Annotated in this window: 14 protein-coding genes and 1 pseudogene; 10 read left to right on the top strand and 5 right to left on the bottom strand. The window is 57.7% G+C overall.

Annotation, left to right across the window (positions count from 1 at the left end; all coding sequences use genetic code 11):
* Nucleotides 1-73 precede the first annotated feature (73 nt).
* From GKO01_RS12815 to GKO01_RS12800, 4 genes and pseudogenes are all read right to left on the bottom strand, one after another.
* Nucleotides 74-1615, bottom strand: a complete 1542-nt coding sequence (locus GKO01_RS12815) for a TolC family protein (RefSeq protein WP_099287363.1) — start codon at nucleotides 1613-1615, stop codon at nucleotides 74-76.
* Nucleotides 1616-1840: 225 nt separating this feature from the next.
* Nucleotides 1841-2242, bottom strand: a pseudogene (locus GKO01_RS12810) (transposase); the annotation flags it as partial.
* A gap of 310 nt (nucleotides 2243-2552) precedes the next feature.
* Entirely contained in the window at nucleotides 2553-3821 is a 1269-nt protein-coding gene (locus tag GKO01_RS12805) for a Zn-dependent hydrolase (protein ID WP_244901465.1), read from the bottom strand.
* Nucleotides 3822-3864: 43 nt separating this feature from the next.
* Nucleotides 3865-4293: a VOC family protein gene (locus GKO01_RS12800; protein WP_099287361.1), complete on the bottom strand. Its 429-nt coding sequence runs from the start codon at nucleotides 4291-4293 to the stop codon at nucleotides 3865-3867.
* Nucleotides 4294-4446: 153 nt separating this feature from the next.
* Between GKO01_RS12800 and GKO01_RS12795 the strand changes: the two genes are divergently transcribed.
* Nucleotides 4447-5322, top strand: a complete 876-nt coding sequence (locus GKO01_RS12795; protein ID WP_099287360.1) for a LysR family transcriptional regulator — start codon at nucleotides 4447-4449, stop codon at nucleotides 5320-5322.
* A 181-nt stretch (nucleotides 5323-5503) separates the two neighbouring features.
* A complete protein-coding gene (locus tag GKO01_RS12790; RefSeq protein ID WP_099287359.1) occupies nucleotides 5504-6832 on the top strand; it encodes a CapA family protein in 1329 nt (442 codons plus the stop codon).
* 22 nt (nucleotides 6833-6854) lie between these two features.
* Here GKO01_RS12790 and GKO01_RS12785 read toward each other — a convergent pair whose 3' ends face one another.
* Nucleotides 6855-7733, bottom strand: coding sequence for a LysR family transcriptional regulator (locus tag GKO01_RS12785; protein WP_099287358.1), 879 nt, complete (start codon nucleotides 7731-7733; stop codon nucleotides 6855-6857).
* A gap of 265 nt (nucleotides 7734-7998) precedes the next feature.
* Between GKO01_RS12785 and GKO01_RS12780 the strand changes: the two genes are divergently transcribed.
* From GKO01_RS12780 to GKO01_RS12745, 8 genes are read left to right on the top strand one after another with little or no spacing between them, the layout of a single operon-like run.
* On the top strand, nucleotides 7999-10500 hold the full coding sequence (locus GKO01_RS12780) for a TonB-dependent receptor plug domain-containing protein (protein WP_099287377.1): 2502 nt from the start codon (nucleotides 7999-8001) through the stop codon (nucleotides 10498-10500).
* Between the two features lie 26 nt (nucleotides 10501-10526).
* Nucleotides 10527-11768 (top strand): MFS transporter, encoded by a 1242-nt coding sequence (locus GKO01_RS12775; protein WP_099287357.1) that lies wholly within the window; start codon nucleotides 10527-10529, stop codon nucleotides 11766-11768.
* The gene (pxpB, locus tag GKO01_RS12770) at nucleotides 11765-12406 is read left to right on the top strand and encodes a 5-oxoprolinase subunit PxpB (RefSeq protein ID WP_099287356.1); all 642 of its coding nucleotides are present in this window, start codon (nucleotides 11765-11767) and stop codon (nucleotides 12404-12406) included. Before GKO01_RS12775 ends, pxpB begins: the two co-directional genes overlap by 4 nt.
* Nucleotides 12403-13374 carry a 5-oxoprolinase subunit C family protein gene (locus tag GKO01_RS12765; RefSeq protein WP_099287355.1) on the top strand — a complete coding sequence of 324 codons (972 nt, stop codon included), beginning with the start codon at nucleotides 12403-12405 and terminating at the stop codon, nucleotides 13372-13374. Before pxpB ends, GKO01_RS12765 begins: the two co-directional genes overlap by 4 nt.
* A gap of 34 nt (nucleotides 13375-13408) precedes the next feature.
* On the top strand, nucleotides 13409-14173 hold the full coding sequence (locus tag GKO01_RS12760) for a LamB/YcsF family protein (protein WP_099287354.1): 765 nt from the start codon (nucleotides 13409-13411) through the stop codon (nucleotides 14171-14173).
* Nucleotides 14174-14198: 25 nt separating this feature from the next.
* Complete coding sequence (locus GKO01_RS12755) at nucleotides 14199-14636, top strand: acetyl-CoA carboxylase biotin carboxyl carrier protein (protein ID WP_099287353.1); 438 nt, start codon at nucleotides 14199-14201, stop codon at nucleotides 14634-14636.
* Nucleotides 14629-15999, top strand: coding sequence for an acetyl-CoA carboxylase biotin carboxylase subunit (gene accC / locus GKO01_RS12750; protein WP_099287352.1), 1371 nt, complete (start codon nucleotides 14629-14631; stop codon nucleotides 15997-15999). The genes GKO01_RS12755 and accC overlap by 8 nt, the downstream gene beginning before the upstream one ends.
* Nucleotides 15996-16394 (top strand): hypothetical protein, encoded by a 399-nt coding sequence (locus tag GKO01_RS12745; protein WP_099287351.1) that lies wholly within the window; start codon nucleotides 15996-15998, stop codon nucleotides 16392-16394. The genes accC and GKO01_RS12745 overlap by 4 nt, the downstream gene beginning before the upstream one ends.
* Nucleotides 16395-16402: the final 8 nt, after the last annotated feature.

Genomic DNA, 16402 nt, shown 5'->3' with positions numbered 1-16402 from the left:
GTATTCTCATTCTTTTTGAGTGAACACCCTACCAGAACTCACATTCCCCTCCGAAAACCTGAGATTGGCGCCTTTAACCCAAAGAACCCGTTCCAAAGGCCAGTCCGGCAGCCGCGATCAAAGCAGCATAATAAGCGTCTGAACGACTGAGATTAGCATCAAGAAGTCCATTCTGCGCCAACTCTGTCTGTGTCACCGACCCTGTTCCCGATCGATATGACAATAAAGCTGCATCAAAATTTGTTTGCGACGCCACCCGGAGTTTGGATGCGGCCTCATAGGCTTGCAGACTTGTATGAAGAGCATTCTCCGCCAAAACAATCTGCTGGACGGCGCCATTGACTGTCTGCCGAAGGGTGGCTTCTGCGCTGTCTTCCTGATCTTGTGCGCGTTTGACAATGGCAGAACGCAAGCCACCGTCAAAAATAGGAACGCTGATGCCGCCAAGAATTAACGTGCTGAAACGGTTTCCTGAAAGATTAAGTGTCGGGGATACACTGTCGCTGGCACTCGGTATAGAGGTCAGATTGGTTTTGCCCGTTGAATACGCGACGTTGCCTGTCATAAAAATGCTGGGAAGAAATGCTGCACGCGCCGCAGAAATACGACTCTGAGCAGAACGCATTGCTGCATAAGCAGCCAATACATCCGGACGCCGTCCAACCGCAGTTTTAACGACCTCATCACTTAAACGTACATCTTCCAAAGACAAGGAACGGCCAGACACATCTTCAAGATTGATACGGGATGCCGTCGAAACTCCCATATTATTGAGTAACGCCAGATAAGTATTCTGTTCTTCTCCTTGAGCTTGCACAAGACGCAGATTGACCTGTGCGGTCACCTGTCGCGCCTGCGTGACATCCATGATTGTTCCTTGCCCCTGTTTCAGCCTAGCTTCTGCTGCGGCTTGCACATGTTCTGCATTTTCAAGAGATGTTTGTAAGAGTTGCACGCGAGTTGAGGCCGCAGCATGCGTATAGAAAGCAGTTGTAACACCATAAATGATTTTCTGATGCACCCCCGTGAAAAGAACATTGGTTGCCAACTGAGCCTGGCGCGCAGCACTGATCAGCGATTCTCTTCGACCAAAATCAAATAATAACCAGCGCAACCCTAATGTTTGTACCTCCGCAGAACCGGAGCTGTTTCGCCTTGGATTGCCATTAATACCAATCGACCCATAATCATCTGAATCCAAAGACGCTTCCGTCGTTTGACTCCTTGCCCGTGACCAGCCCCCCACAACAGTTGCTGTCAAAGTGGGAAGATATGTACTTTTAATAATCCCAACAGCCAAAGCAGCATCCCGCGCAGTATTCCATGCTTTTCTTGTCTGAGGATTAGAGGATTGTGCAACATCAATTAATTCGGCCAGAGTATAAGAAGATTTTTTTTGATCATTAAGTAGCAGCGCTTCCCCCTGAATGACCGCATTCGGATTTGAAGGAAGCGTATATTTTGCGGGCAAAGAGAGTTTAGATAGTTTTTTTTCTTTTCCTGGAATGATCACACCTCCAGCAGTGACATTAGGTTGCCACGGCTGATCAGGGCTGAGGGGTGCTGTGTCCAACGCCGATGTCGCACATCCTGATAAAATAAATGATAATACCATACCGGAAGTAATTTTATTTTTTATCAATTCAATGACTCCGTATTTATATATAAATTTTTTAATATTTTTTGTTTTCTTAATTATATTATGATATTATTCAAATAACACTTAGATCGACCCCGCTTCTCGAAGATAATATAGAAAATTTTTCGGTTTACTGATTTATCACAAAACCTCTTTAAAAAACGAAATTTTTCCGATCCCCGTTAGAGCCTTTTTGGAAATTCACGGATGGGCGTTTCTGCGTAGCATGAGGCTGCCCATGACCATATGGATCATGGCCTCGGAGACATCGACACGCTGCTCGTAATGCCGCACGAGACGTCGCCAGCGGATCATACAGCCGAGGGTCCGCTCGACGACCCAGCGGCAGGGCAGAACCTCGAAGCCTTTTGCGCCTGCCGAGCGCCAGATGATCTCGACGCTGAAGTCCAGGAACGCTGCCTTGTCCATGAGCATCGCCCTGTCGTAGGCGCCGTCGGCGAACAGGTGCTTCACCCACGACCAGCGTTTGCGGGTTGCATCCAGGATCATCTGTCCGCCGGCGCTGTCGGAAATATCCGCGGGCGTCAGGTGCACCATCAGCAAGGGGCCGTTGGTATCGACGGCGATATGCCGCTTGCGCCCTCGCGAGCTTGCAGGCGGCATCAGAGGCGTAATCTGTTCCCATGCCTTTAACGATATCTTCGAATTTTAAATCGCCTCGTCGAGTATCAAGAACTGCAGAAATACGAGCGCAATTATCGTTCAGTTCTCCAAGACTATCAACAGACTTTGATGAGGACCACCTCGCTTTATGGCAATCTGCTTTTAGCTGGATAACTAGATTCCGAGGCACTCGTGCATTCTCAGAAAATCTGAGAATATCCATGAATATTTTGTCGTGTTCGGCGTTGCAACCCTTCTATGCAATCCTGAATGCATGGCCTCAAAGGATTCAGGACACAGATACTGCCCGCTTGCGCAGAAGGCATTCCAGCAGACGGACCCCCTCCATGAAGTCATTCATCTCCATGCTTTCGTCTGGATTATGACTTCCGTTGCTATTGCGCACAAAGAGCATTTCCGTCGGGACATTTTGCAAGGCAAATATCGCCGCATCATGCCCGGCACCGCTTGACATCGAAACGACGGGAATGTTCAGCGAGGTTGCAAGGATTCTTGCGTCCGCCTGCAAATCTGCATTCATGACGGCAGGTGTACTACAGGTCCTCGGCCCAAGCTCCACACGGACGTGATAATCCTGTTCAACACGACGCGCCTGTTGGATAACCAACCCGTTGATCCGCTCAAGAAGCGCTTCGTCCCGGGAACGGATATCAATCACGAGATCCAACTTCCCGGGAACCGCTGCAAAATTTGCTTGCGCCTCGTCGGTCCGGCAGACGCCAAACGTCAGAGTCATCTCTTCTCCGTCAGCTTCCGCCTGTTTCCAGGCATCGTGCAGAGCAGTCATCATGCTGGCCCCGGCCATCACGGCGTCTGAACGGAAACGACGCGGCGTCGCCCCGGAATGGGCATACTGACCATGAATAACAGCCGAACGATACCGCGAGCTCCCGCAAATTCCTGTCACGATCCCTACCGGAACGTCCGCTTCCAAAAGAACAGGCCCCTGTTCGATATGCAGTTCGACAAAACAGTCGATTTTCGTGGCATCCAGAACCGATGCTTTTCCGCACAGGTCGGGACTGGCGCCACAGTCCTGCATGTGATGCCTCAGGCTCAGACCATCGTCGCTTCGCGGAGTTTCGAGCGCGGAAGGCTCAAGCAGCCCGAAAGCCGTTCGGCTTCCCAGATAGGACAAAGGAAACCAGACGCTTTCTTCTGCACGTGTCACGATCAGTGTCGTATCCCGTTCCGGCCGAAAACCCGCTTTGACCCAAGCACAGAGCACGAGAAGACCAGCCACTGCCCCCGCCGCTCCATCGAAATTTCCGCCACATGGAACAGTATCGAGATGCGACCCCGTCATGACGACAGGAAGGGTCCGGTCACGGCCGGGAAGCGTCAAGTAAAGATTGGAAGCCCAATCACGACGCACCTCCAATCCGTATTGCCCTGCCACCTCCATGAACAGGTCATGGGCGAGATTTTCTTCCCTTCCGTAAGACGGTCGCGTCATGCCACGGCCGTCAAAACCGATCTCATACAAACGACTGAAAAGATGATGTCCGAGATCGACATCCACCACAGGCGCGGTCACGCTGTTTATCTCGGGTTGACTAGAACAGAACATAGGCAACCCTTTACTGCTTGGCGAAAAGTTGTTTCATGTTGGCGAAAGCTTTGAATTCCAACGCATTTCCTGCGGGATCGCAGAAAAACATCGTCGCCTGCTCGCCCAGCAGCCCCGCAAAACGGATCTGTGGCTCCATTCCAAAAGGAATGCCATGACCGCGAACACGCTCCGCCAGAGCCTTCCAGTCTTCCATGTCAAGAACAACACCGAAATGCGGGATAGGCACGTTATGACCGTCCACGGCCCCCGCTCCACCTTCACTCCCACCGTGACAGGCATCAGGAACCAGGTGCGTAACGATTTGATGTCCATAAAGATCGAAATCGATCCAGGTTTCCGTACTCCGCCCCTCTGCACACCCTAGAACAGTTCCGTAAAAGGTTCGAGCGGCTGCAAGGTCGTCGACCGGGAATGCGAGATGAAACGGATTAACCATGACTACACCATGACTTTTCTGGAAAAATCCGCTGATATCATATTCGTCGGCGTAACAATCATGCGAATATATGACTTCAGAAGAAGGTAAATCCGATGTCTGATCTCTTTCGCTACGTTACACTGCCCTGACAGACCCTTCGGAGACCTACTCATGGACACACGCTTCCTCGAAAGTTTCCTGATCGTTATCGAACAGGGTTCGCTTGCGGGTGCAGCACGTCAGCTCCGTCTTACCCCTGCCAGCGTTGCCCAACGGATCCGCGCGCTCGAAGACGAAATAGGCTGTCCGATTGTCCAGCGTGTCGGGCGGAACGTCCGTCCTACAGAACAAGGGCTAGCCATCCTCGAACAGAGCCGAGCGATCATTACGAGCGTCCGGGATCTCTGCGCCATTGCTGCGAGTGACAAGCCTGTCGGGACCCTCAGGATCGGCGCGATATCAAGTGCGGCGAATGGCCTCCTCCCCCCTTATCTGAAACGTTTTTTCGAATGTTTCCCCGAAATCGAGCTGCATATTACTCCAGGCTCTTCATCCGGGCTGCATAACGCGGTTCTGGAAGGAAATATCGACGCTGCCTTCATCGTGGAGCCCCCTTTTGAAATTCCAAAAACACTAGTCTGGCAGACTTTGCGATCTGAGCCTCTGGTCGTCCTGGCTCCGGCAGTTCTTCAGGAAACAGACCCCCACGAAATTCTTCGGAATCATCCCCTGATCCGCTATGACCGGATGCAGTGGGGCGGTCGTCTTGCTGACGAATATCTTCGAAAGTCAGGGATATGGCCCCATGAACGCCTTGAACTCGACTCACTGGACGCCATTGCCATCATCGTCAGTCAGGGAACAGGCGTCTCGCTCGTCCCTGACTGGGCACGTCCTTGGCCCGCGGGCGTCCATCTAAAAAAAATCCCGCTTCCGGCCCCGGCTCCCTGCCGAAATCTGGGCTTTCTGATCCAACGGAACTCCCCGCGTCTCAGCCTGTTCAACCGCCTGCTCGAAATCCTTCAGAAACCTCTGACCACGTCGTAAGAGCCGCCAGAGCTGCCTGGCTCCGTGAGAAGCCCGGTTTTCTCATATCGTGAAGATAGGAAAACCATCACCGAAAAGAGCCTCCTGAAACTGGACACCTCATGCATCTTCGATAACCATACCGGCATAGAAATGCTTTTCCCAAAGCATCAATTTTTCAACTGATGTTCCGGACCGCCTGATGAAGATTTGCCTGACGGGTGACAGTATTCTCTTTCGGCAACTCAACAGCCGCACTGACCCCGGACTGTCGCCCCTTTTCGACATGATCCGCGCCTGCGATGTTTCGTTCACCAATCTCGAACTGGTACCGAACGATTTCGTGGGTGATCCAGCCCTTGATATGGGCGGCACGCATTTTGGCGCCTCATCCCGGGTTCTGGATGACCTGAAAGAGGCCGGTTTCGACCTTTTTGCAGCGGCAACAAACCACTCGCTAGATTACAGTATCTCTGGTCTGCGCAAGACGTTGGACGAGCTCAACCGCCGAAATCTGCATCATGCCGGGATCGGCCTTCATCTGGAAGATGCCAGACGCCCCGCCTATTTTACGCATCCTGCAGGTACGGTCTCCATGCTGTCCTGCACCTCCACCTTCGCCAGAGGGCAGGAAGCAGCCATGCAGACGAGCGCGATGCAGGGACGCCCCGGCATCAATCCGCTACGCTACAACACGATGCACCACGTCTCTGCCGATGACATGACATCCCTGAGGGAGATCTACCGGAAGCTCGGATTACAGCGGGTCAAGGACGACAAAATCCAGCTTGGTTTCGCCTTTCCCGCCCCCGAGGGGGTTCTCGCCTTCGAAAACCTGAATTTTCAGGTCGGTCAGGAAACGAAAGTCAGCACCACCCCGAACCCGACGGACACACAGGCCCTGCATCGCTGGATCACAGAAGCACGGATGGTTTCCGATACGGTCATTCTGAGCATTCACGCGCATGAAAGCGGATATAACGCCAACGGAGAACTGGACGTAGAAATTCCGGCCGATTTTCTCGTAACCGCAGCCCGTCAGGCAATCGACGCCGGTGCGGATATCGTTGCTTGTCACGGACCACATCTGTTGCGGGGCCTCGAAATTCATAATGGCAAACCGATCTTTTACAGTCTGGGTAATTTTATAGGACAGAATGAACTCGTGGAGCGCCTCCCGATCGAATCCTATATGGCGAACCGCGTAAGTCCGGAGCTAACACCTCATCAGCTTTATAAAGCTCGCAGCAACAACGATGCGAAAGGTTTTCCCGCCGAAAAACGTTTCTGGGAAACCATCATGCCGATCTGCACTTATCAGAACGGAAAGCTCGAAAGTCTCGAAATCCATCCGATCACACTCGGCCTGGGCCTGGCTGCCCACAGACGCGGAGTGCCCTCCCTGGCCCACGGCGAGGAAGGGCGAAATATTCTGGAAACATTTGCCACTTTGTCTAGGTCTTTCGGAACCGACTTCCAACAAGCAGGAACCGATAATGCGCCGATCCTTCTATGGCGTGCAACAGCCTGAAGGCTCTTCATAACATCCGAAACTACTGATGAGGCATATTGCTGCGGGATGCCTCTTCCAGATACCGGATCAGAGCCTTGCAGCCCTCCGTCATTCGGCCGCGTAAGGTCATCACACCGACATCCCGCACGATCTTCTGGTCTCCCAGAGGCAAGATACGGATATTCGGCACAACACTAACCGCAAAGATATAGGGAACAATCGAACACCCCATATTATTGGCGACCATCTGCAGAATTGTATGAAGATCTTCAGTCTCGATGACCTCATGGGGAGAAAGCCCCTGCGTCCTGAGAAATCGATCCAGCGTACGCCCCCCAAAAGAACGGCTGTCATAGCGAATAAAAGGCTGGCCTTCGAGGATCTGTCGCCAGTCTGCGCCTTCGACATGAGCAGGGACGACCATGACATAGTCCTGTTGCACGACAGGATGCCACTGCATGTATGGCATCAACCCAAAAGGTGGCCGGACGATCAGCGCAGCATCCAGCTCTCCCGCATCCAGACGATCCAGCAAACTCATGGAAGTCCCTGGAACAATCCGTACTTTCAGATCCAGAAGCTCAAGATGCAACCCCGCAATAGCAGGGGCAAGCAAGCTGGTCTGAGCGGTTGAAATAGCGCCCACCCGCAACAGTTCGGTTTCTGGCTTGAGATGCGAGGCCCCCCGAAGCGCCTCAAAAGCCGAAAGGATATCTTCGACCTGACATAAGATACGACTCCCCGCTGCCGTCAGAGTCACCGACCTGCCTGTGCGCTCAAAAAGATCGTAGCCAAACTCTTCTTCAAGCCGACGAATCTGGGCACTGATTGCCGATTGCGTCACCCCGATCGCCTTGGCGGTCGCGGCAAAGCTCTCCGTCCGGGCAGCAACGACAAATGTTCTAAGTTCGGGAATCACGACTCGACAGACAAAAAAATTTTCTCTCGCTCCAGTTTTTACTCATTTTTTTTGTCCGTTCAAGCGATGCTGTCTTTTCGTCGAACAGGCCTCAGCCTCAGGCGCTCGGTCAAATCAATCAGATTCGCCTAGCAAAGCGGCAGAAAAAGAGAATTTGTTCCTTAATAAAAACATTTTAGTTGTCGTTTCGTTATGTGTGTGATTTGTTCATGAAAAGCATATATTTCGAATGGCCAGCCAACACCGGCTGGCAAAGGGGATGCCCATGAGCAAGTGTTTTGGACCCAAGGCTTTCCTGATGTGTGGCGCTGCCTTGAGCTCGCTCGTTTCGCTCTGTCCAACCGCCCAGGCCACGTCCACCAAAGTGACGACGCAGACACATTCTACGCACAAACGGGTCACAACCTCGCCTACACGGGCCGCCACTCCCACCTCTGCAAGACCCTCCTCTCGCAAAACATCCATCATTTCAAGATCCGATCCCGAAGAGATGCACGTCACCGGGACGGCCTCTACCGGCCAATCCGTCATGAACCCCTCGACACCGGTTCACAGCACCTCGCAGGTCACGGTCGTTTCGGGCGCGCAGCTTCTGGCCACAGGCCAGACAAACGTCATGCAGGCACTGGCCCAGGCTTCCGCATCCATTACGTCCCCGCCGCAGTCCGGTGTCGGAAACAGCGGCTTCATCCAGACCATGCAGCTTCGTGGCCAGTCCGCCGACGATACGCTGATCCTCGTCAATGGACACCGCCGCCATATCGGTGCGAATTTCAACGCCAATGCCGGTCCGAACTGGGGCACCGAACCCACCGACATCTCCCTGATCCCGATTTCGGCAATCGATCATATCGAAGTCATTACCGAAGGCGCGACCGCGCTCTACGGTCAGGATGCTTTAGCAGGTGCGGTCAATATCGTCCTCAAGCAGCGCACGCATGGTGGCTCCATCAATTTCCAAAACAGCGGCTTTTACGCCGGTGACGGGCAGGCGCTGAACGGTTATGCGGATTGGGCCACGGCACTTGGCAAAAACGGTGGCTATCTCGATCTGGCGGCGCAGGTTACTCACCAGCTTCCGACTAACCGCAGCGGCCTTTTCGTCGGACAACTCTATCCGGTCGGGGATTCCCGCAACGAAACAGCCAGTCGTGATGTGCAGCGCGGCCTCGGCATCCCGAAATCGACGCTGGAAACCATCAGCGAAAACATGGCGATCCCGCTGAACGAAAACCTCAGCCTCTACAGCACTTCGACTTTCAGCCACCGCAAGGCTCATGTGGCCGAAACCTACCGCAGTGCCGGAAACAGCCTAACCAACATCAATCTCTGGCCCAATGGCGCACAGCCCTATATCGGCATGGACCAGTACGATTTCGAAACAGACAACGGCATCAAGGCGCATAAATTCGGCTTCGCCTGGGACGCCTACGTCAATTACGGTCGTGACGATCAGGCCTATTCGACCCTCGACAGCAACAATATATCTCTCGGCGATGCCAGCCCGCGCGATTTTTATGACGGCAAAACCATCACTTCAGAGCTTTCGACCGGCCTGCGCGGCTCACGCTTCTTCAACACGTCATGGCTCCCCAAGCCGATTGCCCTGCGCTTTGGCGGCGAATATCGCCGTGACACCTTCCAGATGACAGAAGGCGAGGAAGCCTCATGGATCGGCCTCGGCGCAACCGACCATGCCGGTAACGTCCCGCTCGCCGTCACCAATCGCGGACGCGACATCTACGACGGCAACGTCAACCTCGATTTCTACGTTACGAAAAAATGGGAATGGTCCCTCGGTGGCCGCGCCACGAGCTACAACCATCTCGCCACCGTCACGACCGGTTCGATCGGAACACGCTACAACTTCAACAAACACTGGGCCATCCGCGCCAGCATCAACACCGGTTATCGCCCCCCAACACTGGGCCAGACCTATTATTTCTATAACGCCCCCTTCGCCAACTACGCCGTGGACCAGCTTCCAAACAGCAGCGCCGCCGCAAAGGCGCTCGGCGCGGGCCATATCAAGGGCGAATATTCCCGCAACTATAGCATCGGTATCGACGCCACGCCCCTCAAGAACTGGAACGTCACCGCAAACCTGTATTACATCGCCATCAACGACCGTCTGGCCAGCACCACGACCCTCGGCGGCGCAGGTGTGGCCGACATTCTCGAGGCGTCTGGCCTGAACAACGTCACCTACGCCTCCTATTACACAAACCCCGTCAACACCCAGACCTATGGTGGCGATATCGACACCAACTACACCCTGCATACCAAACGCGCCGGAACGTTCCGCTTCGACTTCACGTTCAATTACTCCGACAACGAAATCCGCAGCCGCAACAAGACACCCACTGTATTGGCGAACATGGGCCTGTCCACGTTCAACACCTATGCCGAAGAAATGCTTCTGCACTCCGCGCCCAAGAACCGCGAAAACCTCACGGTCAACTGGAATTACGGCAAGTGGAACGTCATGGTGCAGGAACAGCGCTACGGCTCCATCATCTTCCTCGCCAGCCCGACTGCCGCTCCGATGGAACAGCGCCCGGCTTTCCTGACCAACATGTCCGTCAGCTACAAGATCCTGCCAAAATGGAGCGTTACGGTCGGCGCGAACAACCTGGGCAACAAATACCCGACCCGCGTTCCCAAGGCGACCGCAGCGCCGCTCTTTAACGAATACAAATATGCCTACTACTCACCTTACGGCTTCAACGGTGGCATGTACTATATCCAGACCGGACTGACATTCTGAACGCGAACGGAAAGAGGCGCAGTTTCTTGCAGACAGTTCCAGAAGATCGCCGGCCTTTCCGGTTCGTCATATACGCCCTCACCATCGCCATGTGCGTGATCTGCTACGGAGACCGGGCCGCCCTGTCCGTGGGCATGCCCCAGATCGCCCATGAATTCGCCCTTACACCGGGGGAGACAGGCTGGGTCCTCTCCAGCTTCCTCTGGTCCTACTTCATCCTCAACCTGCCCAGCGCGATCCTGCTGGACCGCTTCGGCGTGCGGATCATCGGTGCGGCCGCCGTGGCCCTGTGGTCGCTCGCCATGATCCTTGGTAGCCTGACCGCCACTGTCCCGGCCTTCATCGCCACCCGCATCCTGCTGGGCGTCGGAGAAGCCCCCACCTTCGCACTCGGCAACAAGGTCGTCCGGGCCTGGGCACCGCTACACGAACGTGGCCTGATGATGACCGCCTTTATCTGCGGCATCCCCATCGGGCTGGCCTGCGGCGCCGCCTCGGGCGGGTGGCTGATTGCCCATTACGGCTGGCGCCCGGCGTTTTCGCTGCTCGGCGCGCTCGGGCTGGTCTGGTCCGTGGTCTGGCTCCTGACCCACCCGCGCCCCGCACGCGGCACACAGGCAACATCCTTTTCCCTGATCTCGGTGCCGACCCTGTTCCGCTCCTCGGCGTTCTGGGGCATCGTAATTGCGCAATGCTGCGCCAATTATGCCAACTTCTTGCTGATGTCCTGGCTGCCGATCATCATGCGCCAAACTCTGCATCTCGGCACCGAACAGTCCGGAGCCTATACGGCCTATTGCTATGTCGGCGCAGCCATCCTCTCGATCACGGCAGGAAAGGTTGGCGAAACGCTCGTTCGCGGATCAAACCTTTCTCTGGGAGGACGCCGCAAGGTCGTGTGCCTGTATCTCATACTGGCCTCCTCCATGGGATTTCTGCCGCTCTGCGGAACGGCCACGACCATCATTCCGCTCCTCGCCGTCTCCATGGCCTTCATGGCAGGCGGAACGGGGGCCAACATGGCCCTTCTGGCGGACCTGCTGGTGGAAGACGAAATCCTCGGTTCCGTGACCGGCCTGACCCTGACATTCTCCAACGGCCTCGGCATTCTGGCCCCGGTCATGACGGGATACCTGCTTCAGGCCACCGGCAATTTCCACGGCGTTTTCTACATCACAGGCATCATCATCCTGTGCGGCGCGCTGGCCGCTGCTCTCCTTCCCCGGCGGCCGTTCCATGGTCGCTCCCAGCCGGATCAGACTGTATGACCCGTATTCACATGGCAGGCGCGGGCGGCCTCCTGCTGGACGCAGCCAACGGCCCGTTTAGCGACACGACACAGCGCCGCATCTGGGCCACCAGCCGCGAACTGAACACCCGGCCTGACGTCCTCCAGACAATCCCCGGCGTCAACAACCTTCTCGTCACGTTCGACGCCGTACAGACTGACCCTTCCGCCATGGAAGAGCTGCTCCGAACCGTCTGGACACAGGCCTCCGCCGAAGAGGTGCCGTCCCGCGAGATCGTGGTGCCGGTCGTCTATGGCGGGGCATTCGGCGAAGATCTGGCGCTCGTTGCCCGCTTCGCCAACCTGACAGAAGAGGAAACCATCGACGCCCACATGGCCGGTCGCTACAGCGTCGCCGCCATCGGCGCCATGGCGGGTTTCGTGTACCTGACCGGACTGGACTCGCGTCTGGCCATCCCCCGCCGCGACTCCCCGCGTCTGCGGGTAGAGGAAGGGGCTGTGGTCATCGGCGGCGGCCACGCGGGCATGATGCCCTGCACCTCGCCGTCGGGCTGGCATATCCTCGGCCGGACGGATCTGTGCCTGTTCGACGCCTTCCGTCCCGAGCCCGGCCTGCTGCGGCTGGGCGACACCGTCCGTTTCGTGAGGGCCTCATGATCGAAATCCTGACCGGCTCCTCCCTCAACACCATTCAGGATTTCGGCCGCCCTCACGCCATGGCCATGGGCGTGGCGCAGGGCGGCGGGATGGACCGTCTGGCCCTGAGCCACGGAAACCTGCTTCTCGACAATCCGCTGGACGCTGCCGGGATTGAGATCGTGTTTTTCCCCTTCCGCGTGCGTTTTCATACCGAGACATCCTTTGCCGTCACCGGTGCCGTCTGCCCCGCCACGCTCGACGATCTGAAACTCCCGCGCGACTGGGCCATCACCGCCAGACCCGGCCAGACCCTGACGCTCCGCGCTCCGGAACAGGGCGCCCGCGCCTATCTGACATTCCGCGGCGGTCTGGACGTGCCCCCGGTTCTGGGCGCGCGCTCGACGGATCTCAAAGGCGGCTTCGGCGGCCTTGAGGGGCGCGCCCTTCAGAAAGGCGACCGCCTTTCCTGCCTCGCAGCCTCCACACTGTGCCTGCCCGCCGCAGGCTACGGCCTCACGCGCCCCTGCCCGCTTCCCCACGCAGACGGCACTCGGATTCGCGTCCTTCCTGCCGCCGAACACGAGGTCTTCACGCCTGAAAGCCTGAAAACCTTTCACGCCGCTTCCTGGACCTTGACCCCCAGCGCAAACCGCATGGGCTATCGGCTGGAAGGGCAGAACGCCTTGAAACTCTCACGGCCGCTCAGCCTGTTTTCCCACGGCATCCTGCCCGGAACCGTTCAGGTGCCGCCCGCGGGCCAGCCGATCATCCAGATGATGGATGCCAATACCTGCGGCGGCTATCCCAAGATCGCCACCGTCATCGCGCCGGACCTGCGCCTGCTGTCCCAGACAGTCGTCGGCGCGCCCGTCCATTTCGAAACCATCACACGCAATGAGGCGGTGCAGATCATCCGGCAGGAAGCTGCGGATCTGAAGCGCCTTGCCACCGAAATTGCCACACTCCGCACACAGCTCGTTTTCTGATGCCCTGTTATTTCATGTCCGGGAGTTCCAAACCATGACCGCCAAAACCATCGACCTGAACGCCGATCTGGGCGAGAGCTTCGGCCATTACACAATGGGCAATGACAGCGCGATGCTGGACATCGTGACCTCTGCTAACGTCGCCTGCGGCTTTCACGGCGGCGACCCGGAAGTCATGGCCGAGACCTTCCGCATCGCACGCGAAAAAGGCGTCTCCGTCGGCTCCCATCCCGGCTTCCCGGACCTGTGGGGCTTCGGACGCCGCGTCATGCCCTTCACCCCCGCCCAGATCGAACGGATCGTGGCCTATCAGATGGGCGCGGCCCAGGCCCTCGCCACCTATTCCGGCCACCGCATGACCTACATGAAAACCCATGGTGCGCTGGGCAACCTGACTGAACGCGACCCCGCCGTTGCCGAAGCCATCGTCAATGCCGTCAAGGCGGTCGATCCGAACCTCCCCATCATGGCCATCGCCCTGAGCCATCTGGACCGCATCGGACGCGAGCGGGGCCTGACCGTATTCTCGGAAATCTTCGCGGACCGCGCCTATACGGAAGACGGACATCTCGTCTCGCGCAAGGAACCGGGTGCGGTCCTGCATGATGCCGATTTCGCGGCGGCCCGCGCCGTGCGCATGGTGCAGGCCGGTGCCATCGAAACCATCTCCGGCAAAATGCTGCCGACCCGCATTGATACGATCTGCGTGCATGGGGACAACGCGGAGTCCGTGGATGTCGCCCGCAAGGTCCGCGCGGGCTTCGAAGCCGCGGGCATCACGTTGCGCCCCCTGACCTGAAGCAGACCGGAAAGCCAACCGCCCCATGATCCCCGATCTCAAGATCCTCGACGCCCTGATGGCCCGGATGCAGGCGCTGGGCATTACCGAACTCGACTATTCCCGCGACGGCGAGCACATCCGTCTGGTGCGCGGCGCACAGGACACTGCCCCCACACCGCCGGTCGTGGCTCCCGCACTTCCGGTCGTCGAAACACTCCCGGCGGCCACCAAAACCGAAACCACGATCGACGCCCCCATGCACGGCCAGTTCTACGCCTCCCCGGCCCCGGATGCGCCGCCTTTCGTCAAGCCGGGCGACATCGTGGCGGAAGGACAGCCGCTCTTTATTCTCGAAGTCATGAAAACGCTCTCGCGCATCGAGGCCGAGTTCCCCTGCCGGATCGTCGCCATGCTGGCCGCGAATGCAGACGCCGTCTCCCCCGGAACGCCGCTCTTCACCGTGGAGCCGCTCGATGCCTGAGCCTTCAGTGTCCCAGCCGCGCCGTGTCCTGATCGCCAATCGCGGCGAAATCGCCCTGCGCATCACGCGGGCCTGCCGCCTGCTCGGCCTGCACAGCATCGGAATCCATTCCGAAGCCGATGCCAGCCTCGCGCATCTGCGCCTCGTCGATGAAACGATCTGTATCGGCCCGGCAGCAGCATCCGGGAGCTATCTGGACGCCGCCCGCGTCCTGCGCGCCGCCGAACTCACGAACACCGACATCATCCACCCCGGCTACGGCTTCCTGTCCGAAAATGCTGATTTCGCCGAGGCTGTGGAACAGTCCGGCCGCACGCTGGCAGGCCCAACCGCCGCCATCATGCGCCTGATGGGCGACAAGATCAGCGCCAAGCAGCAGATGCGCCGCTCCGGCGTGCCCTGCCTGCCCGGAACCGACGACGCCCTACCGACCAACCGGTCCGAAGCCCAGACGATCTGCGACGCCATCGGCTATCCGCTGATCGTCAAGGCAGCAGGCGGCGGCGGCGGGCGCGGCATGCGCGTGGTCATGACCGCAGCAGACCTCCGCGACGCCATCGAAACGGCTCGCGAAGAAGCCGGACGCGCCTTCGGCAATCCGTCCGTGTACGCCGAACGGTTCCTCCAGCACCCCCGCCATATCGAAATCCAGGTTCTCGCCGATCGGCAGGGCAATGCCGTCTGGCTCGGCGCCCGGGACTGCTCCATCCAGCGCCGCCACCAGAAGCTGGTCGAGGAAGCCCCGGCCATCGGCATCGACCCGCAGGCCATCGCCGAGCTTGGCGAGCGATGTGCAAACGCCTGCACCCTGATGGGCTATACCGGCGCGGGCACCTTTGAGTTCCTGTACGAAGACGGCGCGTTTTCCTTCATCGAGATGAACACCCGCCTTCAGGTCGAGCACCCCGTCACGGAAATGACGACCGGTATCGACATTGTGCGCGAGCAGCTCCTGATCGCAATGGGAGAACCCCTCTCCTTCACCCAGGCCGACATCCTCACGCAAGGCCACGCCATCGAGTGCCGCATCAACGCCGAAGACCCCGAAAGCTTTCGCCCGGCCCCCGGAAAAGTCACGCACTGGCGCGCACCCGGTGGCCCCGGCGTCCGTATCGATACGCATCTCTATGACGGCTATGTCGTGCCCCCGAATTACGACTCCCTGATCGCCAAGCTGATCGTCCACGGCACGGACCGCACGGATGCCCTCAACCGCATGCATGCCGCCCTTTCGGAAATGCAAATCACCGGCATCGCCACCACCACGCCCCTGCATCTGCGCCTGATGAACGAGCCCGGCGTGCGCGAAGGCAGCGTCAGCGTGCATTACCTCGAAGCCCTCATGCGAAAGTCCGGATCATGACTTTTCTTGAAGACCTTCTGAACGACCTTCCCGAACTGGTTGGCCGGATGAGACATCACGATGTCCGTTATGTTTCTCTGAAAAACGAGACAGGCGCGCTTGCCCTGGCACTGTCGGAGAACCCCGGTCAGACGCCTCCGGCGCACCCTGTCGCCTCACGCACAAAAGCAGAAAACACGCCCGTTCCCAGCCCCGAGATGGGCGTGTTCCGCTCAAACGGTCTGGGCGCAAACCACTCCGTTCGCTCCGGCGAGATCGTGGGATTTGTCGAGGCAGGCCCCCTCCGCCTGCCCGTTACGGCCACGGCAGACGGCACGCTCGGCTCCGCGTTGATCGGAGATGGCGGCGTCGTGGGCTATCACGACGTGCTCTTCCGGATTCACCCGGGTGGCTGAGACGCTGC

The sequence above is a fragment of the Gluconobacter kondonii genome, assembly GCF_002723995.1.
GTDB lineage: Bacteria > Pseudomonadota > Alphaproteobacteria > Acetobacterales > Acetobacteraceae > Gluconobacter > Gluconobacter kondonii.
Note: the sequence above shows the minus strand (reverse complement) of the source record. Positions and strands in the feature narration are given on the sequence as shown.